Origin of the sequence: Mesorhizobium sp. M0778, assembly GCF_040320105.1 — a bacterium.
In the GTDB taxonomy this organism is placed as follows: Bacteria; Pseudomonadota; Alphaproteobacteria; order Rhizobiales; family Rhizobiaceae; genus Mesorhizobium.
Genome location: NZ_JAMYPA010000010.1, coordinates 191,084 through 214,010, shown reverse-complemented (window position 1 = coordinate 214,010; position 22,927 = coordinate 191,084). Strand labels below are relative to the sequence as shown.

The 22,927-nt window shown below is 62.4% G+C and carries 23 protein-coding genes; 13 read left to right on the top strand and 10 right to left on the bottom strand.

Features of this window, described 5'->3' with window-relative positions:
- Window positions 1-15 precede the first annotated feature (15 nt).
- Entirely contained in the window at window positions 16-1,497 is a 1,482-nt protein-coding gene (locus tag NKI22_RS16960; RefSeq protein ID WP_023717828.1) for an MDR family MFS transporter, read from the bottom strand.
- Window positions 1,498-1,711: 214 nt separating this feature from the next.
- On the bottom strand, window positions 1,712-2,329 hold the full coding sequence (locus NKI22_RS16955) for a DUF922 domain-containing Zn-dependent protease (protein ID WP_023717827.1): 618 nt from the start codon (window positions 2,327-2,329) through the stop codon (window positions 1,712-1,714).
- Between the two features lie 96 nt (window positions 2,330-2,425).
- On the opposite strand from NKI22_RS16955, the gene folP reads away from it, so the two are divergent.
- Genes folP through folK form a run of 3 tightly spaced genes read left to right on the top strand, consistent with a single transcriptional unit; the run spans window position 2,426 to window position 4,139 of the window.
- Entirely contained in the window at window positions 2,426-3,271 is an 846-nt protein-coding gene (gene folP / locus NKI22_RS16950; RefSeq protein ID WP_023717826.1) for a dihydropteroate synthase, read from the top strand.
- A 3-nt stretch (window positions 3,272-3,274) separates the two neighbouring features.
- Entirely contained in the window at window positions 3,275-3,634 is a 360-nt protein-coding gene (gene folB / locus NKI22_RS16945) for a dihydroneopterin aldolase (protein WP_023717825.1), read from the top strand.
- Window positions 3,618-4,139 carry a 2-amino-4-hydroxy-6-hydroxymethyldihydropteridine diphosphokinase gene (gene folK / locus NKI22_RS16940; RefSeq protein WP_352817415.1) on the top strand — a complete coding sequence of 174 codons (522 nt, stop codon included), beginning with the start codon at window positions 3,618-3,620 and terminating at the stop codon, window positions 4,137-4,139. The genes folB and folK overlap by 17 nt, the downstream gene beginning before the upstream one ends.
- Before the next feature lie 25 nt (window positions 4,140-4,164).
- Here folK and NKI22_RS16935 read toward each other — a convergent pair whose 3' ends face one another.
- Both NKI22_RS16935 and NKI22_RS16930 read right to left on the bottom strand, forming a co-directional pair.
- On the bottom strand, window positions 4,165-4,713 hold the full coding sequence (locus NKI22_RS16935; RefSeq protein ID WP_352817444.1) for a DUF924 family protein: 549 nt from the start codon (window positions 4,711-4,713) through the stop codon (window positions 4,165-4,167).
- A 20-nt stretch (window positions 4,714-4,733) separates the two neighbouring features.
- The gene (locus tag NKI22_RS16930; protein ID WP_352958612.1) at window positions 4,734-6,569 is read right to left on the bottom strand and encodes a monovalent cation:proton antiporter-2 (CPA2) family protein; all 1,836 of its coding nucleotides are present in this window, start codon (window positions 6,567-6,569) and stop codon (window positions 4,734-4,736) included.
- A gap of 230 nt (window positions 6,570-6,799) precedes the next feature.
- Between NKI22_RS16930 and NKI22_RS16925 the strand changes: the two genes are divergently transcribed.
- The gene (locus NKI22_RS16925; protein ID WP_023717821.1) at window positions 6,800-7,066 is read left to right on the top strand and encodes a hypothetical protein; all 267 of its coding nucleotides are present in this window, start codon (window positions 6,800-6,802) and stop codon (window positions 7,064-7,066) included.
- 62 nt (window positions 7,067-7,128) lie between these two features.
- On the opposite strand, the gene NKI22_RS16920 is transcribed toward NKI22_RS16925, so the two are convergent.
- The 4 genes from NKI22_RS16920 to NKI22_RS16905 all read right to left on the bottom strand — a co-directional run bounded on the left by NKI22_RS16920 (window position 7,129) and on the right by NKI22_RS16905 (window position 10,908).
- Window positions 7,129-7,683 (bottom strand): hypothetical protein, encoded by a 555-nt coding sequence (locus NKI22_RS16920; protein WP_023717820.1) that lies wholly within the window; start codon window positions 7,681-7,683, stop codon window positions 7,129-7,131.
- Window positions 7,684-7,770: 87 nt separating this feature from the next.
- Window positions 7,771-8,865 carry a YcjF family protein gene (locus NKI22_RS16915; protein ID WP_023717819.1) on the bottom strand — a complete coding sequence of 365 codons (1,095 nt, stop codon included), beginning with the start codon at window positions 8,863-8,865 and terminating at the stop codon, window positions 7,771-7,773.
- On the bottom strand, window positions 8,862-10,340 hold the full coding sequence (locus NKI22_RS16910) for a YcjX family GTP-binding protein (protein WP_023717818.1): 1,479 nt from the start codon (window positions 10,338-10,340) through the stop codon (window positions 8,862-8,864). The genes NKI22_RS16915 and NKI22_RS16910 overlap by 4 nt, the downstream gene beginning before the upstream one ends.
- 64 nt (window positions 10,341-10,404) lie before the next feature.
- Entirely contained in the window at window positions 10,405-10,908 is a 504-nt protein-coding gene (locus NKI22_RS16905; RefSeq protein ID WP_023717817.1) for a SixA phosphatase family protein, read from the bottom strand.
- A 259-nt stretch (window positions 10,909-11,167) separates the two neighbouring features.
- Here NKI22_RS16905 and dksA point away from each other — a divergent pair, with 259 nt between their 5' ends.
- A complete protein-coding gene (gene dksA, locus NKI22_RS16900) occupies window positions 11,168-11,584 on the top strand; it encodes an RNA polymerase-binding protein DksA (protein ID WP_023717816.1) in 417 nt (138 codons plus the stop codon).
- Between the two features lie 85 nt (window positions 11,585-11,669).
- Here the strand turns inward: dksA and NKI22_RS16895 are convergent, their stop codons facing one another.
- On the bottom strand, window positions 11,670-12,422 hold the full coding sequence (locus NKI22_RS16895; protein ID WP_031193614.1) for a flagellar biosynthetic protein FliO: 753 nt from the start codon (window positions 12,420-12,422) through the stop codon (window positions 11,670-11,672).
- Window positions 12,423-12,624: 202 nt separating this feature from the next.
- Between NKI22_RS16895 and cckA the strand changes: the two genes are divergently transcribed.
- Both cckA and NKI22_RS16885 read left to right on the top strand, forming a co-directional pair.
- Window positions 12,625-15,198: a cell cycle histidine kinase CckA gene (cckA, locus tag NKI22_RS16890; RefSeq protein ID WP_352958610.1), complete on the top strand. Its 2,574-nt coding sequence runs from the start codon at window positions 12,625-12,627 to the stop codon at window positions 15,196-15,198.
- An 83-nt stretch (window positions 15,199-15,281) separates the two neighbouring features.
- Window positions 15,282-15,992 (top strand): purine-nucleoside phosphorylase, encoded by a 711-nt coding sequence (locus NKI22_RS16885; protein ID WP_023717814.1) that lies wholly within the window; start codon window positions 15,282-15,284, stop codon window positions 15,990-15,992.
- 51 nt (window positions 15,993-16,043) lie between these two features.
- On the opposite strand, the gene NKI22_RS16880 is transcribed toward NKI22_RS16885, so the two are convergent.
- A complete protein-coding gene (locus NKI22_RS16880; protein ID WP_352482241.1) occupies window positions 16,044-16,439 on the bottom strand; it encodes a hypothetical protein in 396 nt (131 codons plus the stop codon).
- Between the two features lie 301 nt (window positions 16,440-16,740).
- Between NKI22_RS16880 and urtA the strand changes: the two genes are divergently transcribed.
- The 6 genes from urtA to NKI22_RS16850 all read left to right on the top strand — a co-directional run bounded on the left by urtA (window position 16,741) and on the right by NKI22_RS16850 (window position 22,925).
- The gene (gene urtA, locus NKI22_RS16875) at window positions 16,741-18,051 is read left to right on the top strand and encodes an urea ABC transporter substrate-binding protein (RefSeq protein WP_352448748.1); all 1,311 of its coding nucleotides are present in this window, start codon (window positions 16,741-16,743) and stop codon (window positions 18,049-18,051) included.
- 101 nt (window positions 18,052-18,152) lie between these two features.
- Complete coding sequence (gene urtB, locus NKI22_RS16870) at window positions 18,153-19,769, top strand: urea ABC transporter permease subunit UrtB (protein ID WP_352958608.1); 1,617 nt, start codon at window positions 18,153-18,155, stop codon at window positions 19,767-19,769.
- Window positions 19,766-20,998 (top strand): urea ABC transporter permease subunit UrtC, encoded by a 1,233-nt coding sequence (gene urtC / locus NKI22_RS16865; RefSeq protein WP_352494574.1) that lies wholly within the window; start codon window positions 19,766-19,768, stop codon window positions 20,996-20,998. The genes urtB and urtC overlap by 4 nt, the downstream gene beginning before the upstream one ends.
- A gap of 7 nt (window positions 20,999-21,005) precedes the next feature.
- Entirely contained in the window at window positions 21,006-21,752 is a 747-nt protein-coding gene (urtD, locus tag NKI22_RS16860; RefSeq protein WP_023717809.1) for an urea ABC transporter ATP-binding protein UrtD, read from the top strand.
- A 70-nt stretch (window positions 21,753-21,822) separates the two neighbouring features.
- Entirely contained in the window at window positions 21,823-22,518 is a 696-nt protein-coding gene (gene urtE, locus NKI22_RS16855; RefSeq protein WP_126041867.1) for an urea ABC transporter ATP-binding subunit UrtE, read from the top strand.
- 206 nt (window positions 22,519-22,724) lie between these two features.
- On the top strand, window positions 22,725-22,925 hold the full coding sequence (locus NKI22_RS16850; protein WP_023717807.1) for a hypothetical protein: 201 nt from the start codon (window positions 22,725-22,727) through the stop codon (window positions 22,923-22,925).
- The last annotated feature ends 2 nt before the right edge of the window (window positions 22,926-22,927 follow it).

The following is a 22,927-nucleotide window of genomic DNA, read 5'->3' as shown; positions in this document are numbered from 1 at the left end:
TTTCACCAGGCCGGTCTACTCCGCCAGGGCTGGGGCCGAAGCCTCGGCATGGCCGCGAAGCGTTTTCTCCGGCATCAGCCAGAGCGTGATGAACGACAGCAGCAAGGTCGCGGCGGCGGCAAGAAAGATCATCACGAACGGCGTGGCTGAGGCGATATGGCCGGCCGTCTGCGTGCCTTCGCTGGCCAGCGGCAGCCCGTAACCAAGGGCGACGGCACCAAGCATGGCGACGCCAAGCGCACTACCCAGCGAGCGGAGGAAGGTGAGAACGCCGGTCGCCACGCCAAGGTGCATGCGATCGACGGCGTTCTGGACCGAGACAGTGGCAACCGGAAAGGTCGTGCCTGTGCCCAGGCCTATGCAGGTCGTCAACACCTCGACAAGCAATAGCGAGGCATGCCCGGCGACCAGGCTGAGCACGCCGAGGCACAGGATCGAGAAAACAGTTCCGACCATGGCAATGCGCTTGTAGTGGAAAAAGCGTGGGATCATTCGCGCGCTGAATGTCGCACCGGCCACCGTGCCGAGCATCAGCCCAAGCAACGCGGTGCCAGATTCGCTGACTGACAGGCCGACGACCGATTGCAGGTAGACCGGCAGATAGACCGACAAGCCGACATTGGCGGCCTGCAGCAGGAACATCGACAACGTGCCGGCGAGAACGATCGGATTGCCGAGCACTTCCAGCGAGATCAGCGGTTCGGCCGCGCGCATCAGCCGCAGCGCGAACGCGCTCCAGAACACCGCTGAGCAGGCGAGCAGTCCAAGGATTTCACGCGACAGCCACGGATACTCGCTGCCGCCCCAGTTCAAGGCAAGCAGCAGCAGCGAGGTGGCCGCGACCAGAAGCAGCGCGCCGAGGCCGTCGATTCGGTGATGTTTTGCGGCGATCGGCAGCTTCTTGAGCGGATTGTTAATGATCGCCATCGCCAGCAGGCCGAGCGGAATGTTGATCCAGAAGATCAGCGACCAATGCAGATGTTCGGCGAAGGTGCCGCCGAGCAGCGGCCCGGCGATGCTGGCGACGGCCCAGGTGCCCGAAATCCAGGCGGCGTAGCGAGCCCGCTCGCGCGGCGGCACGAGGTCGCCGATCACGGTCTGCGTCAGGGCGAAGAGCCCGCCGCCGCCGGCGCCCTGGATCGCCCGGCCGACAACCAGGACCAGCATGTTGGGGGCCGTGGCGCTGACCAGCGACCCGGCGAGAAAGATCAGGATTGCCGCATAGACGGTCGGCCGGCGGCCATAGATATCGGAGATCTTGCCGTAGAGCGGCGCCACTGCGGTCGCGGTCAGAAGATAGCCGGTTACGATCCACGGCAGATATTCGGCATGCCCGAGCAGACGTGCCATCGTCGGCATCGCCGGCGCGACGATGGTCTGGTCGAGCGCCGCCAGCAGCATTGACAAAAGCACGCCGCCGATGATGGCGTTTTTCTCGGTTTCGGTCAGCGGCGTGCTGGTTTCCACCATCGCTTGCTTGTCGATAGCCTGGTCCATATCCGTTCATCCATTATGCCTGCGTGCACTTCCGCGACGGGCTGGGAAGCATCTAGTACGCCGATTGGCGTTTGCCGGAGGCTGATCCCTGCGAACCTGGCATATGTCGTTCGCTATAGGCCGATTTCGACAGCGGCTCGAAAGTTTTTCGAAGCTGGCACTATGCTTCGCCAAATTGGCTTTGTTCCAAATTTGGCTTTGTCCGACGCGGAGTTCAGCCGGGAGCGAGCCGTCCATTCTCAATGCGCTCGATGCGATAGTGCAAAAGCCGCAGGATGCGGCTTTGGAAATTGACGCTTTCCACACGATCGAAGCGCATCTGGTCCTGGTCGTGCTTGGCAAGCATGGCCGCTGTAATTTTCGCGGCCTTGGCCTTGGCCAATTCGCAGGTCTTTTCAGGGTAGCTCGCCTTCAAGGCGTCTTCTAGTTCGCGGCCATGGTTCTTGGCAATCTCGACGTGGCGTTCCTCATGGCGCTTGATGTCGGCGGACAAAGTCTCCCAGAACAGCTTGACGCCTGCATCGGCTTTGCGCGGGCGGCGCCACTCGGGAAGGATAACCTTGACCTTGACGGTAACGGCAGCGTCGGCAATCCAGCACGAGCCCGGCTTTTGCGCATAACTGACGCGGGTGGTGAACGCCATCTGGGTGGCGCCGGGATGCCGCGACCCGGTGCTTTTCACCTGAGGCCCGAGTTTCGACAGCTGGGTCCCGATGTCGTCGAGCGTCCTGCCGCCGATCGGGAAATAACTATATGTCTTGACGAGAGTCGTAGCGCCGGCCGGGAATGCGGTCAGAGCGAGCATCAGGGCGCAGAGGAGGGATCGTTTCATCGTGTTGCCTCTTTGCCCACCTTGCTTTACCGCCGTCTCCGGCGCAACGGAATTGATCCCCGGTCATGACGTGGGATCGAACATGGTTGATGGGCAATGATGACAGGGCGATGGCAGCTGGCGCATGGGCGCCATCTTGACCTTGGCGGCAAGGCCATCGTCGTCGGCATCCTCAACGTCACGCCGGACAGTTTTTCCGACGGCGGGCTGTTCGATGCCCCGGAAAAAGCGGTGGACCAGGCGCGCCGTATGGTGGAGGAGGGAGCCTCCGTCATCGACATCGGCGGAGAATCGACGCGTCCCGGTGCCTCTCCGGTGTCTGCAAAGGAAGAGCAGGCCCGCATAGTGCCCATCATCGAGGCGCTCGCGACGTCTGGCGGAACGCTGATCTCGGTCGATACCTATCGCCAGGATACGGCGCGGCTTGCCGTCCAAGCCGGTGCACATATCGTCAACGACGTCTGGGGCCTGCAGCGCGAGCCGGGCATTGCCAGCGTCGCTGCCGAAACCGGCGCCGGCCTTGTCATCATGCACACGGGACGGGACCGGCAGAAACTGCCCGACGTGATTGCCGATCAGCTCTTCTTCCTCAGGAAGTCGCTGGAAATCGCGCAACGGAGCGGTGTTGCCGACGACCACATCGTGCTCGATCCGGGCTTCGGCTTCGCCAAGGAGACAGCCGCGGAAAACCTTGACCTGATGGCACGGTTTTCCGAGCTTCGTGCGCTGGGCTTTCCGCTGATGGCCGGCACATCGCGAAAGCGCTTTATCGGCACCGTCACCGGCCGCGACGCAGCGGCAAGGGGCGCCGGAACCGCCGCCACAAGCGTCATCCTGAGGCTCAAAGGCGCGCATCTTTTTCGCGTCCACGATGTCGCAATCAACGTGGATGCGTTGGCTATTGCCGATGCTATGCTCGCACGTGAGATCGGGGAAAGCTGAGCCATGTATGTCATCCGCATGAAGAACTGCGCCTTCTTCGCCCGGCACGGTGTGCTGGACGAAGAGGAGACGCTCGGCCAGCGCTTTTATGTCGATGCGGCGCTCACGGTAGACCCCGGGCGGGCGCTGGTCGACGATTCTATCGAGGACACCGTCAATTACGGCATCGCCTTTGCGGTCATCGAAAAGATCATTACCGGCGAGCGGCGCTTTCTGATCGAAGCGCTGGCGCTCGAAGTGGCGAGGGCGCTGACGGCGCGGTTTCCGCAGATCAAAAAGGCCGAGATCACCGTGCGCAAGCCGAACGCCCCGGTGCCGGGTGTGCTCGATCATGTCGAGGTGACCGTTGTCTGGCCAGAATAGTAACAACAACACCGTCTATATCAGCCTTGGCGGCAATCTCGGTGATCCGGCGAAGTCGATGGCTGCGGCACTGGGCATTCTGGATGCCGACGAGAGCACGCGCGTCGTTGCCGTTTCGTCGCTCTACCGAACGCCGCCCTGGGGCAAGCTCGATCAGCCGGATTTCCTCAATGCGGCGGCCGAGATCTCGACCGCGCTTGCGCCGCGGGCTTTGCTCGACCTTTGCCTCGACGCCGAGCGAAAACTGAAGCGGGTGCGGGAGGAGCGCTGGGGTCCGCGCCTGATCGACATCGACATTCTGGTGTTCGGTGACCGCATCATCCACGAGACCGGACTGGAGGTGCCGCATCCGCGCATGCTGGAGCGCGCCTTCGTGCTGGCACCGCTGGCAGAAATTGCACCGAAGCTTGTGGTCGACGGCAAGAGCGTGTCGGAGCGACTGGCCGCCGTCGACACGTCGGGTATTGAACGGCTGCCGTCAGGCCGGAAATGGTGGAAGACCTGACGCTGCCGCCATCGGTGGCCGAAAATCAGCCGGAAAACCCACCACCGTCGAGGAACATTTGTTCGTCCGGTGTCGTCTCCCGGCCAAGCATCCTGTTTCGGTGTGGAAAGCGGCCGAAGCGCTGGATGATGTCGCGGTGTTCTACCGTATATTTCAGATAGGACGGGGCTTTGGCGGCGGTAAGCTCCATCGATTTGAGCTGATCGGCGAGATCCTCCGAATGCTCATAGGGCAGATAAAGAAAGACGCGGAGCTCTTCGTCGAGCGCCAAGTCATGGCCGGCAGCGATCGCCTTCCCGGCAAAATGCCGCGCCAGCGGGTCCGTGGCGTACATGTGGCCAGTGCCGCGAAAGCAGTTTCGCGGAAACTGGTCGAGCAGGATCATCAGTGCCAGCGACCCTTCGGCGTGTTCGGACCAGCCGTCGCATTCGCGGCGGGCGGCGGCGAAGTGCAGATCGAGAAACCGGGTGCGGAAGTCGGCATCAAAAGCGTCGTTCTTCTCGAACCATGCGTCCTCCCCGGCGTGGCGCCAGAATCTGGTGACGGAGAGCGCGCGTTCGTCCAGTTCATCCATCATTCGCATCTTCCCAAGGATTAATCGGCCGGCTCGGATTTCTGCAGCACGCCGGCGGTTTCCTCATTGAGCGCCTGACCCGCGCGGCGTGGTGTGCTGAGCGGCGTCGGGATGGGGGTGCCAATATTGCCTTTGAGGAAGCGCCGTCCGGCGCGGATGCCTTCGGCCTGTTGAAGCTCGAAACGGGCAGCGTCGCGGCGGCGGACGTCCTCGACTACCTCGGCGACCTCTTCCGGGTCGACGCCGAGGGCTTCCAGCGTCGAGCCGCCGAAGACAAGCGCCGATTCGAACGTCTCGCGGAGCTGATAGTCAACGCCGGCACGAATGAGCTGCAACGCGGTGCCGCGGTCGAACGCCCGTGCCAGCACTGTCAGCAAGGGAAACTCCGCCTTGATCAGTTCCGCGATGCGCACGGCGGCATCGGGCTTGTCAATGCAGATCAGCACGGCGCGTGCCCGCCCGGCTCCCGCGGCTCGCAGGATGTCCAGCCGCGTGCCGTCGCCGTAATAGACCTTGAAGCCGAAATCGGCCGCTGCTTGGATCATTTCGACCTCGTTGTCGATGATCGACACGTCGATGCCGCGCAACAAAAGCGGCTGGCTGGCGATCTGGCCGAACCGGCCAAAGCCTATGATCAGCACGCTGCCGGTCAGGCCGTTGGCGACATCGACGCCTTCAAGCGACTGCTCGTCGCGCGGCGTCAGATACCGCAGTGCAATGATCGCCAACGGCGTCAGCACCATGGAAATGATGACAATGGCGGTCAGCATCGCATTGGCTTGGCCGTCGATAATGCCCACCGCAGCCGCCGCGGAATAGACGACGAAGGCGAATTCGCCGCCTTGCGCCATGAAGACGGCGCGCTCGAGCGCTTCCCGATGGTCGGTTTTGAGGACGCGGGCAACGATATAGATGCCGATCGCCTTCATCACCATGTAGGCGGCGACATAGATGGCAATGAGCTGCCAGTTGACGACGACGACATGCAGGTCGAGCGACATGCCGACGGCGAGGAAGAACAGCCCGAGCAGAATGCCGCGGAACGGTTCGATGTCGGCCTCCAGCTGGTGGCGGAAGGTCGATTCCGACAAAAGCACGCCGGCCAGGAAGGCGCCCATGGCCATCGACAGGCCGGAAAGCTGCATGGCGAGCGCTGACCCGAGAACGACCAGAAGGGCAGCTGCGGTCATCACCTCACGGGCGCGCGCATCCGCCAGGATACGGAAGAACGGATTGAGCAGATAGCGCCCGGCAACCACCAGCCCGACGATCGCGGCAAGGCCGATGCCGACCTCCGTCAACCTATCCGACAGGCTCATATCGGCGCCGCCCGGCGCGAGGAAGGCTATCAGCGCCAGCAGCGGCACGATGGCCAAATCTTCCAAAAGCAGGACCGAGACGATGCGCTGGCCCTTGGGCGTTGCCAGGTCGCCGCGTTCTTCCAGCAATTGCATGACGATTGCCGTCGAGGTGAGTACGAAACCGGCGCCAGCGACGAAGGATTGCGCGATCGGGAAACCTCCCGCCAGGCCGACGCCGGTCAGCAGAACCGCGCAGACGCCGACCTGCAGCGCACCAAGCCCGAAAATCTCGCGGCGCAGGCCCCATAGGCGTGACGGCTGCATCTCCAGCCCGATGATGAACAGGAACATGACGACGCCGAGTTCGGCGACATGAAGAATGGCTTCCGATTCGGAAAAGACGCGCAGCCCGAATGGGCCGATCACGACGCCGGCCGCCAAATAGCCGAGGATGGAGCCAAGTCCCATGCGCCTGAAGATCGGCACCGCAACGACGCCGGCGGCAAGCAGCGCCACCACCTGGATCAGATCGCTGTTCGATGCCTCTGCCGCCATGCCTGCCCTTCCGCTCTCCTGGGAGTCAAGCGGCCAAGATAGGGGCTTCGGAGCGGATCGAACAGTGTGAATCCGGCGCATTGTGCAGGCGATATTGCAGGCGCACTGCACAGGATAATGGGCCTCCGGGCGTTGCTTGTTTTCGCAATCCGGCGCTAAGGACGCCCGGCTTCGGCCAGTGGAGGGTGAGCGACGATCAAGTCGCGGCCCTTTTTGAGGAGATGACTGACATGAAGAAGTTCTTGCTGGTTGCCGTTGGCATCGCGGCACTTGCCGGCTCTGCCTGTTCGAAGGCACCCGAGTGCACGACCGAGATGCTGACCAAGAAGGCTCAGGACATGACTGCGGCACTTCAGGCTGCGATTACCAAGGATCCGGCCAAGGCAGCCGACCTCACAGCCAAGGTCCAGGCGGTCACAACCAAGTATCAGGGCGGCACGACAGCAGCCGAGGCCTGCAAGGCCTATGACGAGCTGATTGCAGCGATCAAGGGCTGAGCACCCATCTGCATGTCAAGGAGGGCGGCGGCGTTTGGTTGCCGCCTTTTCACGCCGAAAGCTCAGTTCGGAGTTATGGAGCCGACCTCGACTGCATCGATCCGCTTCAACTTCATACCGATGACCGGGACCAGCTGCTGGTCGACCCGCACGGCAACGGTCACCGTCATCGAATTGTCGTCGGGGACAAGCGCCTGCATCACGCCGCGCAACTGATTACGATTAATGGTGAAAACCACCTTGTGCGCATCGACGACATTGCCGCCGATAATGTCGAGGCCGGAGCCGGCGGCCCCGCCCATGAAGCTGCCCTTGTAGCCCTGCCGGCCCATGTGTTCGATCGTTGCCGACATCTGCTGGGTGAACATACCGACCCGGCAGCCGCCGTCGAGCGACATGCCGACCTTGCCGTCAGGCGTCGAGCCAATGAAGCTGCAGGTGAATTTCGTGCCCTTGTATTTGCCGGCAACGATTTCTCCGGGGCCGACCCATTTGCCCTCGACCGATCGAAAGAACTGCTTGTCCGGTTCCGCCGCCGAAGCCTTTCCGGCAATGCCGATGGTTGCGACAAGGGCGAGCGCCACGTGCAGCACGTTGGACAAAATAACGCTTTTCATCGACGACACCCGGCAACAAAGAGACTGGTTTGGACGCTTCCGACCATGAACAAGATTGGTTAATGCTTTGTCACCCCAAGGCGGTAGTCACGTCTCGGAAGCGGATGTTTCTTTTTCTTTCTTTGCCGCAAAGGAGGTCAGCGCGGAAAGGAAATCGCCCAATCCTGGACGCCTGACGGCGTTAAAGGGCAGGGGCCTTGCCGTTTCCATCGCTGCAATGCCGATGCGCGCCGTCATCATGCCGTTGACGACGCCTTCGCCGAGCTTGGCCGAGAGCCGAGCCGCAAGGCCATGGCCGACGATCTGCTGGACGAAACTGTCGCCGACGGCGATCGACCCAGTGACCGCGAGATGGGCGAGAACGCTGCGCGCCAGGCGAAAAAAGCCTAGCGTGCCGGGGCGGCCGCCATAGAGCTCCGACAGACGGCGAATCAGCCGGCCGGCTTCGAACACGACATAAGCGACGTCGACCAGCGCGCGCGGACTGACCGCGGTCACCAGGGACACGCGCTTCGCCGCTTCGAGGATCATCATCTTGGCGCGGGCATCGAGCGGGCCGAGGATCTCGGTCTCGGCCAGCCGCACCAGATTGCCGCCATCGATGATCTCGCCGCGCAATTCGGCCAGCGAGCGCCTGCCGGCCGCGGTTTCGGGCTTGGCCGCGACAAATGCCGACAACTCGTCGACCACGGCGCGGGCGGCCTTCGGATCATCGCGGGCAATCGCATCGAGCGCCCGCTTCTGCAACTTTTCGACCTCGGCGAGGCGAGCAATCGCCACGAATTCGCGGATAAGGATGACTACAAGCGCCAGGATGGCGATCAATGCCATTCCGGCCGCCAGCCAGCCCAGCCACTCGGCGCGCTCGAACAGGTCGCGAATCAGCTGGTCGGTCCAGAGGCCAAGGGCGAGCGAAACCAGAACGCCCAGCGCGCCGAAGAAGAGGCAGCCAAGCAGCGAACGTTTTCGCGGCGCAATCGCCGGCGGCGGTTCGGCAGCGACGACATCAGGCTCGTCGAAGACGTCGATCTCCGCCGGTGTGACCACGGCAAGATCCGCCTTCACGTTACGCGGCTTTCGCGCCGGCGCGGCCTCGGCCCCGGAATGGCGAGCCGTCGGATCTACCTTCGGCTGGGGCTCCGGCTCGATGCGAAAGGCCGCCGGTCTGCGGGGCGCGCTCATGCGAGATGATCTCCGATCAGGAACTGCACCGCGCGGTCGAGCCTGATATGCGGCAGCGACAGCGTCACGCCCTCGGCCGTGCGCTCGAGTTTCGGCGGGCGAAAGCGCACGAAGCGGATCGCCGGGTCGTCATCGTTCTGCTGGTGCTTCGATTCGAAACCATCGAACACCGCATCAACTTTCTCCGGCAAATCACCGGGAAATATGGCTGTTTCGGTCTTTCCGTCAAAGGTTTCGCCATTGATTTTTTCGCCACGCAATGGCGTGCCGATAATGACCGGCAAAGTCTCACGGCCCTGCTTGACCGTGCCTTCCCGAGTCGCGCGCATGGCCGCCATGGCGACGACGTCGACGTCGGCACCAGTGAAATTCGCCCGCGCCACGGCGCGGTCGGCAAGCCGCCGCACGATCGCCTGCAGCCGGTCGTGGCTTTCGTGGTGCAGATGGTCGGCCTTGGTCGCGGCCACCAATATGCGGTCGATGCGTCTTGAAAACAGGTCGGTCAGGAAGTTGCCCCGGCCGGGCCGGAAACAGGACAGGATTTCGGTGACCGCGCGTTCCAGATCGGCCATAGCACCGGGGCCGGCGTTCAATGCCTGTAAGGCGTCGATGAGCACGATCTGCCGGTCGAGGCGCGTGATGTGTTCGCGAAAGAACGGTTTGACGACATACGTCTTGTAAGCCTCGTAGCGCCGCTCCATCATCGCCTGCAGCGATCCGGAGCGGGCGCGCCCGAGGCCGAGTTTCGGCAGCGGCGCAAAGGTCAGCGCCGGCGATCCTTCAAGATCGCCGGGCATCAGGAAGCGGCCGGGCGGTAGGGTCGAAAGCGCCCGCTCGTCAAGCTTGCAGGCCTTGAGGTAGGCGGCGAAGCTCTCGGCGAGACGGCGCGCCGTCATCTCGTCGGCGTCGTCGTTGGGGTCGACGGAGGCAGAGAGCGCCTGCCATTCCCGCGAAAGATCGACACGCACCGGCAACACGGCCATCTCGAAGGCCTCACGCGAAAAATCGGCGTAGGACTTGCCGAGCAGCGGCAGGTCGAGCAGCCATTCGCCGGGATAATCGACGACGTCGACGGACAATTTGCCGGCGGAAAACATGCGGCTCCAACCGGAGGCCGATTCGTATTCGATGGTGAGCCTCAGTTCGGAAATCGCACGCGTCGAGTCCGGCCAGACACGGTCGTCGACAAGAGCCGCGATGTGATCCTCGTACTGGAAGCGTGGTACGGCGTCGTCCGGCTGCTCTTCGAGAAAGGCCCTGGCGATGCGCCCCGATTTTTGTGCCTCAAACAGCGGCAAGCGTCCGCCATGGACCAGATTGTGCACAAGGGCCGAGATGAACACCGTCTTGCCGGCGCGGGACAGCCCGGTCACGCCAAGACGCAGCGACGGAGCGAAAAGCCCGGCAGCGCGGCCTGACAACGTATCCAAGGCGATCTTCGCCTCGTCGGTGAAAGTCGTCAGCGATGATGCCAAAATCTGTTCTCGCGGGGCCGGTCAGCCACCGATATAGGCTTTGAGGCGCGGCTTTGAAATGGCCTCAGATATCGGCAGGCGTCAGGAAGGCTTCGAGATAGCCGGCGCCAGGCGCAGCCTCCGCAAGACTGCCGTTGAACCGGACCACCGCAAGTGCGGAGGTCGGGAAGCCGTGGTTCAGCATGGCCCGCGCGGTCTCGTTGCCGTCGCCTGAGAGCGCCATGGCGAGATCCTCAATCATCGGATTGTGGCCAATGACGAGCAGGGCGTCCAGCCCGCCATTCTGCCGGACGGCAGCGAGGTACGCGGCGGCATCGTCGTTGTAGAGCGCGTCAAAGAACAGCACCCGGCCCGTGTCCGTATGGCCAGCTAAGCTTTCCAGCGTCTGGCGGGCACGCCTGGCGCTTGAGCACAGGGTGAGGCCCGGTACGTATTTGCGAGAACGCATCAGCACGCCCATCGCTTCGGCATCGGCGAAGCCAGATGTATAGAGCGGGCGGTCGAAGTCGGCGACGCCGGGCAGCGCCCAGCCGGCCTTCGCATGCCTCAGCAGGTAAAGTCTGGTCACCGGATCCCCGTTGTGCCGGGCACCGAACCCGTCAATACGCCGCAGGATTTGCCATCAGAAGAGCTCCGTGCGCAATGGCAAGCGTCCTTCAAGCATAGCGAATCATGTATGAATTCGGTCGTATTCTTCGCAAAAAGGGCATCGCGGATGCCGTTTGTCCGGGACTAACAATTGCGTGAAACAGTCGTCGATTGACCTTGTGCAGTTTTCGGTCCGCGAATATATAGGCGCCAAATTTGGGGTTTGTTGGGTGAGTCGAATGAACGACATCGTTACCGCCGATTACGTACCCTCCGAAGACGAGCCGTTCATGAACGAGCGGCAGAAATCCTACTTTCGCCTGAAGCTCGTCACCTGGAAGAACGACATCTTGCGCGAAGCGCGCGAAACTCTCGAAATCCTGCAGCAGGAAAACGCCAACCATCCCGATCTCGCCGATCGGGCTTCCTCAGAAACCGACCGCGCCATCGAACTTCGCGCCCGCGATCGCCAGCGAAAACTCATCTCGAAGATCGATTCCGCCCTCCAGCGCCTTGACGAAGGCACCTACGGCTATTGCGAGGAAACAGGCGAGCCGATCGCGCTGAAGCGGCTCGACGCGCGCCCGATCGCGACCTTGTCGATCGAGGCACAGGAGCGCCATGAGCGGCGCGAGAAGGTGTACCGCGACGACTGAGTCGGCGGGAAAAACAGAGCGGCATCGGTAAAGCGTTCAAAATGGCCGGTTTTCCGGCCATTTTCATTGGCCGTTCGCTATCAGCCTATCTTTTCTGATTGGACAACTCGCCGAGGAGCTTCGTCATCTCGTCGTCGAGAGAGGGCGATGCCTTCGCCACCGGCTTGCTCGGCGTTTGGCTGAAGCGTGGCTCGTCGAGGGAAACCTCCAGCTCCTTCATCAGCGCATCGTCGATCGACTCGTGCTGTGCCGGCGGCTCGTATCTTGCCGGGGAGTCCTGTCTTGTCGGCGGCGGCGCATGCCGTGAAGCATTGGCGTTGACGGATCCATAATTTGGCAACGGTGTGACGTTCGATGGCGGTTTCGGCGCCGGTGCCGGCATTGTTGCCGGCATTGTCGCCGTCTGGCGGGCTCGGACAGGGGTTGCGGCTACGCTTGCCGCCTGCGGCGGCGCTTGCCTCACCGGCGCGGCTGTGGTCTGAGCCGATCTTGCTGCCGGCTGGTGGCTGTTATCTCCGGTCAATGCCGGGCGGCGCAGCGCCGAGAGCCTGATGTCGCGCTCGACGACGACGTCGGTCGGACCACCGATCAAGAGCAGGTGCTCGATATCGTCGCGGCGCACCAGCACCAGCCGCCGGTGACTGTCGACCGCTGTGGCATCCATGACCGCCAGCCGCGTCTTGCGGTTCCTGCCGCCGGCGACGAATGTTCCGAAGGTCAGGCTGCGCACCAGCCTGATGATAAGAAGAATGATGAGCAGAAGGACAAGTACTGCAAACGTCCACAGGATTGCCGCGGCATAACCAGGACCCGCCACGCCATCCAGCCATTGCAGCATTGGTTCCCCCAAAATCAGCTTTCGAAGAGACGCGACACTAGACTGTTGCGGCAGGCCACCGCAAGTTGCCTTTCACGCTTCGTGAACAGCTTGAAACACCGGGAGCGGAACGGCGTCTTTTTAGCGGACATTTGCCGCCGGGCCTTTTCCCGACCCTGAGAATATGATTCAACCGACACCGGAATTCACGAGCAGGGGGAACATGGCCAAGGAAGCGCGCGGCGATTTCTATCCGGTACCTATCGTCGACCAGAACACGCGACCGGGCGCGGTCACCCGGCTCATCGTCTTCATCGTCGTCCTGACGGGGGCAGCGATCGTCTTCGGCCTTTTCCGCGAGCGACTTGGCGACCCATTCCTGCTCGGCATGCTTGGCGTGTTGGCGATGATCGGCGTCGGCTTTCTGTTCGCCACTGCGATCGGCTTCGTGCACGTCACGCCGCGCTCGACAAGCGACGAACTGTCGAAAGCTTTCGTCGATTCGATGTCGCAAGGCCTCCTGGTCACCGATACCAAAGGCCGGATCATCTACGCCAACCGGACCTATGCCGACATGACTGGCGCCGAGTCGGCCGCCGACCTCAAGACGGTCGAAGGTTTGCTTTCAGACGTTCCCGAGGCCTCAGTGACCATATACCGGCTGGCGTCAGGCCTGCGCGACGGCCAGGCGGGCGACGGCGAGTTTCGGCTCGCGCAGTCCATTCGGCCAGGCGCCGAATCGGGCGCGCGCTGGTACCGCGTCCGGGCCCGCGCGTTCAGCGTTCCAGGCCAGCGGCTGCCCATGCTTGCTTGGCAGCTTGCTGATATCTCGCGGGAACGGGCCGAGCAGGAGCGGTTCTTTCTCGACCTGCAAAAGGCCATCGATCACCTCGACCACGCGCCGGCCGGTTTCTTTTCGGCCGACCAGGAAGGCCGCGTCACCTATATCAACGCGACCCTTGCGGAGTGGCTGGGCATCGACCTGGCCAGCTTCACCCCCGGCGCCATCACGCTGCCGGAGATCGTCGCCGGCGACGGCATGGCGCTGGTCCGTTCGGTCAAGGCCGACGCGGGTACCACGCGCAATGCCGTTATCGATCTCGATCTGACGACGATGACCGGGGAGGCGTTGCCGGTGCGCTTCATGCATCGTGTTTCGGCCAGCCGAGAGGGGCTCAACGGCCCGACTCGCACCATCGTGCTCAACCGGACGCAAGGCGAGGACGCTTCGGCCGACCTTCGCGCCTCGGAAATACGCTTCACGCGATTCTTCAACTCGACGCCGATGGCGATTGCCGGCGTCGACCATGCCGGTCGCATCCTGCGCACCAATGCGCCGTTCCTGTCGCTATTTTCCTCGGTCGTCGACCGCGACGCGGTCGATCGGCGTGTGCGGCTGGATACGGTGATCCACGAGCGCGACCGGCCGGCCTTCGCCGCGGCGTTCGAAAAGGCACGCCAGCAACAGGCTGATATCGAGCCGATCGATACGGTGCTGCCCGGCAATGAGGAACGACACATACGCTTCTACGTCAATGCGGTCGCAGACGGCACCGGCGGCGAGGGCGCCGAGGAATCGGCCATCGTCTATGCCGTCGAGACCACCGAGCAAAAGGCCCTCGAGGGCCAGATGGCGCAGAGCCAGAAGATGCAGGCGGTCGGCCAGCTCGCCGGCGGCATCGCGCATGATTTCAACAATGTGCTGACCGCCATCATCATGGCCTCAGACCTGCTTTTGACCAACCACCGGCCGTCCGATCCGTCGTTCCCGGACATCATGAACATCAAGCAGAATGCCAACCGGGCGGCCTCGCTGGTGCGGCAGTTGCTGGCCTTCTCGCGCAAGCAGACGCTGCGACCGGAGGTGCTCAACCTGACCGACGTGCTCGCCGACCTAAGGATGCTGCTTGCCCGTCTGGTCGGCAACGATATCAAGCTCAAGATCGACCATGGCCGCGACCTGTGGCCGGTCAGGGTCGATATCGGGCAGTTCGAGCAAGTGGTGGTCAATCTGGCGGTCAATGCGCGCGATGCGATGCCGGCCGGCGGCGACCTCACCGTTCGCACCCGCAACGTCAGCGCCGGGGAATGCAAGACCTTTTCCTATCGCGAACTTACTCCGGCCGACTATGTGCTGGTCGAGGTCGAGGACAGCGGCAGCGGTATCGCGCCTGATGTGCTGAAAAAGATCTTTGAGCCCTTCTTCACGACAAAGGAGGTTGGCAAGGGAACGGGCCTCGGCCTGTCCATGGTCTATGGCATCATCAAGCAGACAGGCGGCTTCATCTTCTGCGATTCCGAAGTCGGCAAGGGATCCCTGTTCCGCATCTTCCTGCCGCGGCACATTGCGGAGGCAAGGAAGGCGGGCGAGGCTGGAGAAGTGCCGGCCGCACCTGCCAAGATCGCCGACTCAGCCAAGGATCTGTCGGGCTCGGCCACGGTGCTGCTGGTCGAGGACGAGGACGCCGTACGCATGGGCGGCATGCGTGCACTAAGGTCGCGCGGCTACACCGTCCACGAGGCGTCGTCGGGCGTCGAGGCGCTTGAAGTCTACGAAGCGCTCGGCGGCAAGGTCGACATCGTGGTCTCAGACGTGGTGATGCCGGAAATGGACGGCCCGACGCTGCTTGGCGAATTGCGCAAGCGGCAGCCCGACATCAAGTTCATCTTCGTGTCCGGATATGCGGAAGACGCATTCGCCAAGAACTTGCCGGCCGACGCACATTTCGGCTTTTTGCCCAAGCCGTTTTCGCTCAAGCAATTGGCCACGATCGTCAAGGACATGCTGGAATCCTGACCCTTCCAATGCTCCGCTTGCGCAATGCCGTGAGACTGCCATGATTGCAGGCGAAACGGGCGACGGGTTTTGGAAAGCATGCCGTGACGCCACACAACGAGGCCAGCAAGGGCGACTACGCAAGCACGGTGCTGCTGCCGGGCGATCCGCAGCGCGCAGAATGGATGGCGCAGACTTTTCTGGAGGCGCCGCGCTGCGTCAACCGCCGCCGCGGCGCGCTTGGTTTTACCGGCCTGTTTCGCGGCAAGCCTATCAGCATCCAGTCCACCGGCATCGGCGTCCCGTCATTCCTGGTCTACGTGCACGAGCTGCTGGATTTCTATGGTGCGAAAACACTGATCCGCACCGGCACCTGCGGCGGGCTGACCGCCGAGCTGGCGCTGCGCAGTCTGGTGATCGCGCAATCGGTGCGCGGTGAAAGCTCAGAAAGCGTTCAGAGTTTCGGGCTCTATCGTGCCAACGCCAGCCCCGATCCGGCATTGTTGGCCCAGGCGTTGACCCGGGCCGCCGAACTCGGCATCGACCAGCGGGCCGGCCTGACCATCTGCAGCGATATTTTTTATCATCCGCAGGGGCGTGAGCGCTTTGCCGAAGCGCAGGCACAGGGCGCGCTCGCCGTGGACATGGAAACCAGCGCGCTCTACCGCATCGCGGCCGATTTTGGTGCCCGGGCACTGTCGATCCTGACCGTCGTCGACAATGTGGCAACCGGCGAGCAGACCGACTATGCAGAACGCCAGGGGCTTTTCACCAATATGACCCGGCTGGCGCTCGACGTGGCGGCGGAGAGCTAGGCGGCTCTCTGCCTTCCGGTGCTAATTCTCACGAGGTTGCGCATATTTTTTTCAACGTTTGGTGCAGGTCGAGGCGGTAAAGGCACCGTCCGGCTGCTTCATGATGATGTCGAAGGAGGGGGTGGTTCCGCTTTCCAGCGTCGCTTGCGTAAGCGAGATCGAGTTGCCGCCGCTGGTGTAGCCGCCCAGCGGACCCAGCCAAGTGATCACCCCGTCTGCATCCATCTGGTAGTTATAACTCTGCCGCGCGGTGCCGAAGCTCACCGGACCGCTATAGACGTTTCCCTTGATGGTGATGTCGCCGAGGCTGAGGAACATGCCAAGCAGATAGACTTCGCAATGATAGGGGCCGTCCGGCAGCTTGCCGTCGCTGAAGCCGGCGCGCGCTACAGTCGTCGTCGCCAGCAGAAGCATGGTGATGAAAATGCAAGACGTTCGGAAGGCCATGGCGTCGCTCGTTTAAGGGTTCGAACTTGCCCCATTTCGCTGCGGCGCTGCAATCCTCGCCAGTGCTCTTGTGATGCTGCTCAAAATTCGGGCATTGGCCCGTACATGAGTAAAACTTAGGCTGATACGGGTGATCTTTTCTCAGTTCGAACCTGGCAGGCGAGGTTCATCTCCTGCGCCTAATACATTAACCGACTGACAGAGCTGGGAAATCTCAGATCTTCCGATCTTGCTCCGGTAATTGGCACAGCCGTTGCATGGTCTGTTCCGATGCAGTTAACCAGCTTGGGAGTTTAAAAGTATGAGGGGCAGTTTCTCGACAATAACAAAAATGTTTTCGGCCGGCGTGGTCACCGCCGGCCTGCTGATGAGCATTCCCGCCAAGGCGGCCGACGACACCATCAAGGTCGGCATCCTCCATTCGCTGTCGGGAACCATGGCGATCTCGGAGACGACGCTAAAGGACGCCATGCTGATGCTCATCGAAGAGCAGAATGCCAAGGGTGGCCTGCTCGGCAAGAAGCTCGAGGCGGTGGTCGTCGATCCGGCTTCCAACTGGCCGCTGTTCGCAGAAAAAGCGCGCGAGCTGATCTCGAAGGACAAGGTCGCGGCGGTGTTCGGCTGCTGGACCTCGGTGTCGCGCAAATCGGTGCTGCCGGTGTTCAGCGAACTCGACAACATCCTGTTCTACCCGGTTCAATATGAGGGCGAGGAGAGCGAGCGCAACGTGTTCTACACCGGTGCGGCGCCGAACCAGCAAGCCATTCCCGCGGTCGACTATCTGATGAGCGAGGATGGCGGTTCGGTGAAGCGCTGGGTGCTCGAAGGCACCGACTATGTCTATCCGCGCACCACCAACAAAATTCTTGAAGCCTATCTGAAGGCGAAGGGCGTTGCTGCCGAAGACATCATGGTCAACTATACGCCGTTCGGCTTCTCCGACTGGCAGACCGAAGTCTCGGCAATCAAGAAGTTCGGCTCGGCCGGCAAGAAGACCGCTGTCGTCTCGACCGTCAACGGCGACGCCAACGTGCCGTTCTACAAGGAACTCGGCAATCAGGGCATCAAGGCCGAGGATATTCCGGTCATGGCCTTCTCGGTTGGTGAGGAAGAGCTTGCCGGTCTCGACACCGCGCCGCTCGTCGGCCATCTCGCCGCCTGGAATTATTTCGAGAGCGTCGACACGCCCGAGAACGCGAAGTTCATCGCCGATTGGCACAAATTCATCAAGAACGACAAGCGCACCACCAACGACCCAATGGAAGCCCACTATATCGGCTTCAACATGTGGGTGAAGGCGGTAGAGAAGGCCGGTACCACCGATCCGGACAAGGTCATCGACGCCATGGTCGGCGTCTCGGTGCCGAACCTGACCGGCGGTTATTCGACCATGATGCCGAACCATCATATCACCAAGCCGGTGCTGATCGGCGAAATCCAGGCCGACGGCCAGTTCGAAACCGTCTCGCAGACGCCGGGCCTGGTGATGGGCGACGAATGGTCCGACTACCTGCCCGACTCCAAGGACCTGATCTCCGATTGGCGCGCGCCTCTATCCTGCGGCAACTTCAACGTTGCCACCGGCAAATGCGGCGGCAAGGGAACCAACTAATCCTCCCGGTCTGTCCTCCCAGACCGCAAAGCCTCCGGGCGGGCTCCTTTCTCCAGCCTGCCCGGAGGCGACATTCAACCTCCAAGAGCCACCAGAAACCGATGATCCTGATCCGCGCGATTGGCCTGATGCTGCTGCTCCTCCTGGGGGCGCTGCTGCCGTCGAACGCCAGCGAAGCAGATCTGCGCGCCGTCATCGCCAAATTCGCCACTGCCGCCAATTTTCCGGCGATCGAAGCCGTCGTGCGCGAGCTTGCGGCTTCCGGCGATCCGGCCGTCGAACGGCCGCTTGCCGCGCTTGCGGAGGGCAGCCTTTACGTCCGCAAGGCCGATTCACTGGTCTTTGTCGGCAAGGAGAGCGGCGACGGTATTGAGCTGCTCGATGCGCTCACCGGCGAAAAATCGGGCGAAGCTGCCAAGGCCGACATCACCAAGATCAAAGTCAACAACACGCTGCGCCGCGTCATCCGCGACGCGCTGGGCACACTGACGCTTGGCTCCAAGAACCCGGCCGTGCGCATTGCCGCCGCCGACACCATGTTCAAGACGCCGGACGCGGCAAACATCGAGCCGCTCGACACCGCCATCGCCAATGAGAGCGTGGCAAGCGTCAAGGCGCTGCTCGAACATGCCCGCGCCGCGTCGGTTCTCGTTTCCGACAGGCCGGAGGCCGACAAACTGGCGGCTATCGCTCTCATCGGCGCGCGCGGCGACCGCGATGCGGTGTCGCTGCTCACGTCGGTAGAGGCCAATTCCGAAGGTGCGGTGAAGGACGCGGCGACGGCTGCGATCGCCAATATCAATTCGACGCTGGCGCTGTGGGATGCCGGCCAGAATATCTGGTACGGCATATCGCTCGGATCGGTGCTGCTGCTGGCGGCGATTGGCCTGGCCATCACCTTCGGCGTCATGGGCGTCATCAACATGGCGCATGGCGAGATGGTCATGCTCGGTGCCTACACGACCTTCGTCGTGCAGGAGGTGATCCGGAATTCCTTTCCCGGTCTGTTCGACTGGTCGCTGGTCATCGCCTTGCCGCTGGCCTTCCTAGTGGCGGCGCTCGTCGGCCTTGTCATCGAGCGCGGGCTGATCCGCTTCCTCTACGGCCGGCCGCTGGAGACGCTGCTGGCGACATGGGGTGTGTCGCTGATCCTGCAGCAGGCCGTACGCACCATCTTTGGGCCGACCAACCAGGAGGTAGGCAACCCGTCATGGATGTCCGGCTCGTTCAATATCGGCCAGCTTGCCGTGACATGGAACCGGCTCTGGATCCTGGTATTCGCGCTTGGCGTGTTCGCGGTGCTGCTCTACGTGATGAAGCGCACGCCTTGGGGGCTGCAGATGCGTGCAGTCACCGCCAACCGCCGCATGGCCGCCTCGATGGGCATCAGGACGCCGTGGGTCGACGCCCTGACGTTTGCACTCGGCTCCGGCATTGCCGGCATAGCCGGTGTCGCGCTCAGCCAGATCGACAACGTCTCGCCCAATCTCGGTCGTGGCTACATCATCGATAGCTTCATGGTCGTCGTCTTCGGCGGTGTCGGCAATCTCTGGGGCACGCTGGTCGGCGCCTTCTCGCTCGGCATCGTCAACAAGTTCCTCGAACCTTATGCCGGAGCGGTGCTCGGCAAGATCGTCGTCCTGGTGCTGATCATCCTGTTCATCCAGAAACGCCCGCGCGGCTTGTTTGCGCTCAAGGGCAGGTCGGTGGAAGCATGATCACGGGACGTTTCTTTGCCGCCGGCGCCGATCGTCGCGTCGCCATCACCATCTTCGTCCTGCTGGCGGCCGCCATCGTCGTGCCGCTGCTCAACCTTGCGGTCTCGCCGACAAGTTCCTTCTACGTGCCGTCTTATATCGTGGCGCTCACCGGCAAATATCTCTGCTACGCACTGCTCGCCTTGGCGCTCGATCTCGTCTGGGGCTATTGCGGCATCCTCTCACTCGGCCACGGCGCCTTCTTCGCGCTCGGCGGCTATGCGATGGGCATGTACCTGATGCGCCAGATCGGCTCGCGAGGCGTCTACGGCAATCCGCTGCTGCCCGACTTCATGGTGTTCCTGAACTACAAGGAATTGCCGTGGTTCTGGTATGGCTTCGACCATTTCTGGTTCGCGGCGGTCATGGTGCTTGCGGTGCCCGGCCTGCTCGCCTTCGTCTTCGGCTGGTTTGCCTTCCGCAGCCGCGTCACCGGCGTCTATCTGTCGATCATCACCCAGGCGATGACCTATGCGCTGCTGCTTGCCTTTTTCCGCAACGACATGGGTTTCGGCGGCAATAACGGCCTGACCGATTTCAAGGACATTCTAGGCTTCAACGTGCAGGCCGACATGACACGCTCGGCGCTGTTCGCGGCCAGCGCCGTCATGCTCGCGTTTGCCGTCTTCGTCACCTGGGCAATCGTCGGTTCCAAATACGGCAAGCTTTTGATGGCGGTGCGCGACGCCGAAAGCCGCACGCGCTTTCTCGGCTGGCGGGCGGAGAACGTCAAACTGTTCGCCTTCACCGTGTCGGCGGTGATGGCCGGCATCGCCGGTGCGCTTTACGTGCCGCAAGTCGGCATCATCAACCCTGGCGAGTTCGAGCCGTCCAATTCGATCGAGGTGGTGGTGTGGGCGGCCGTCGGCGGGCGCGGCACCATCGTCGGACCGATCATTGGCGCGCTTCTGGTCAATGCCGGTAAATCCTGGTTCACCGGCGTGCTGCCGGAGTTCTGGCTGTTTGCGCTGGGCGGCCTGTTTGTCGCCGTCACGCTGTTCCTGCCCAAGGGCATCATCGGCATGTGGGATTCCTGGCGCGGCAATGCCAAGGCGCTGCGGGCAGCCTCGATTGCCGAGGAAGCCGGCACCGATCCTGACACGCCGGTGCCGCCCAAAACCGATCGCTCGGCGGCGAGAAGGCCGGGCGACTGGTCGGCCTCCGGTGCCGAACCGCAGCCGGCGGAGTGATGGCCTGATGTCGAAGAGCAACACCATCCTCTATCTCGACGGCGTGTCGGTTTCCTTCGATGGTTTTCGCGCCATCAACAACCTGTCGCTGGTGCTCGACAAGGGCGAGATGCGGGCGATCATCGGCCCCAACGGCGCCGGCAAGACGACGATGATGGACATCGTCACCGGCAAGACGCGGCCCGACGCGGGCGAGGTCTTCTTCGACGGCGAGGTCGACCTGACTAAACACGACGAGGCCGAAATCGCCATGATGGGCATCGGCCGTAAATTCCAGAAGCCGACCGTCTTCGAAAGCCACACGATCGAGGACAATCTGATGCTGGCGCTGAAAGGCCCGCGCTCGATCTTCCCGGCACTGTTCCATCGTCGCTCGGCCGCGGAAGCGCGGCAGATCGACGACATTCTCGGCATCATCCGGCTTGGCGACAAGCGCGACGAACTCGCCGCCAATTTGAGCCATGGCCAAAAACAATGGCTCGAGATCGGCATGCTTTTGGCGCAGGATCCGAAGCTGCTGCTGGTCGACGAACCGGTTGCCGGCATGACAGACGCCGAGACTGAGGAAACCGCGCGGCTGCTTAGAGACATCGCGCGCGACCATTCGGTCATCGTCGTCGAGCACGACATGCATTTCGTGCGCGAGCTCGGCGTCAAGGTTACCTGCCTGCACGAAGGCTCGGTACTTTCCGAGGGCTCGCTCGACTTCGTTTCGGCCGACGAGCGCGTCGTCGAAGTCTACCTGGGGAGATGAGCATGGTCTGGCGCGTTCCGTTCCATCATTTCGACCTTTCGTTTTTCAGGCGTTGGAGAAAGCGCTGACCATGCTCGAAGTCTCCAATGCCACGCTGCATTACGGCGCCGCCCAGGCGCTGCGCGGCGTCTCGCTAAAGGCCGGCGCCGGCAAGATCACCTGTGTGCTCGGCCGCAACGGCGTCGGCAAAACCAGTTTGATGAGATCGATCGTCGGCCATCACCGGCTGACGAGCGGAAGTGTTGCCTTCGAGGGGAAGGCGCTCGACCGGAGCGCGGCGTATGATCGCGCCCGGTCGGGCATCGCATTCGTGCCGCAGGGCAGGGAGATCTTTCCACTGCTTACGGTGCGGGAAAACCTCGAATCGGGATTCGCGCCGCTGAAGCGCGCCGACCGCAACATTCCCGGTCACGTCTTCGAGCTGTTTCCGGTGCTGAAGCAGATGCTCGCGCGCCGCGGCGGCGATCTGTCCGGCGGCCAGCAGCAGCAGCTTGCCATCGGCAGGGCACTGGTAATGCGGCCGAAACTGCTGGTGCTCGACGAGCCGACCGAAGGCATCCAGCCGTCGATCATCAAGGATATCGGCCGCGCCATCCGCTATCTGCGCGACCAAGCCGGCATTGCCGTGCTTTTGGTCGAACAATATCTCGATTTCTGCCGGGAATTGGCCGACGAGGTCAATATCATGGACCGCGGCCAGATCGTCCATACCGGCCCCGCCGAGGATCTCGACCGGGCGGACGTGCGGAAATTCCTGACCGTCTGAATTCTTATTGATTCTATTACTTTGCAACTCTGGCGCGCCGAAGATTGCGTGCTAGATTTTGCTTGGCCTTGGTGAGTCGGCCGCTTTCCGTACCAGTTCCAAATTGGCAGATCAGGGGAAGGCGCGGGCCGCTTGCGCGCAAGCCGCTCCCTCCAGCGATCTGTTGTCGTCCAACATTTCGGGTGCTTGGGAGCCAGGGCCAGATGATGGAGCGCTATGTCGAGGACTACCAGAAACGACGGCTCACGGAGCGTGTCGACATCATAACCGCCATCAACATTCTGAAATCGCAGGGATATGAACACGACGAACTTATCGCGGAGATCACCAAGGTCTTCTATGTCGATCTCGATGCTTTCAACGAGATCGTCAGGGTTGATCGGCGTCCGGACGAGCGCGCCGCATAGGC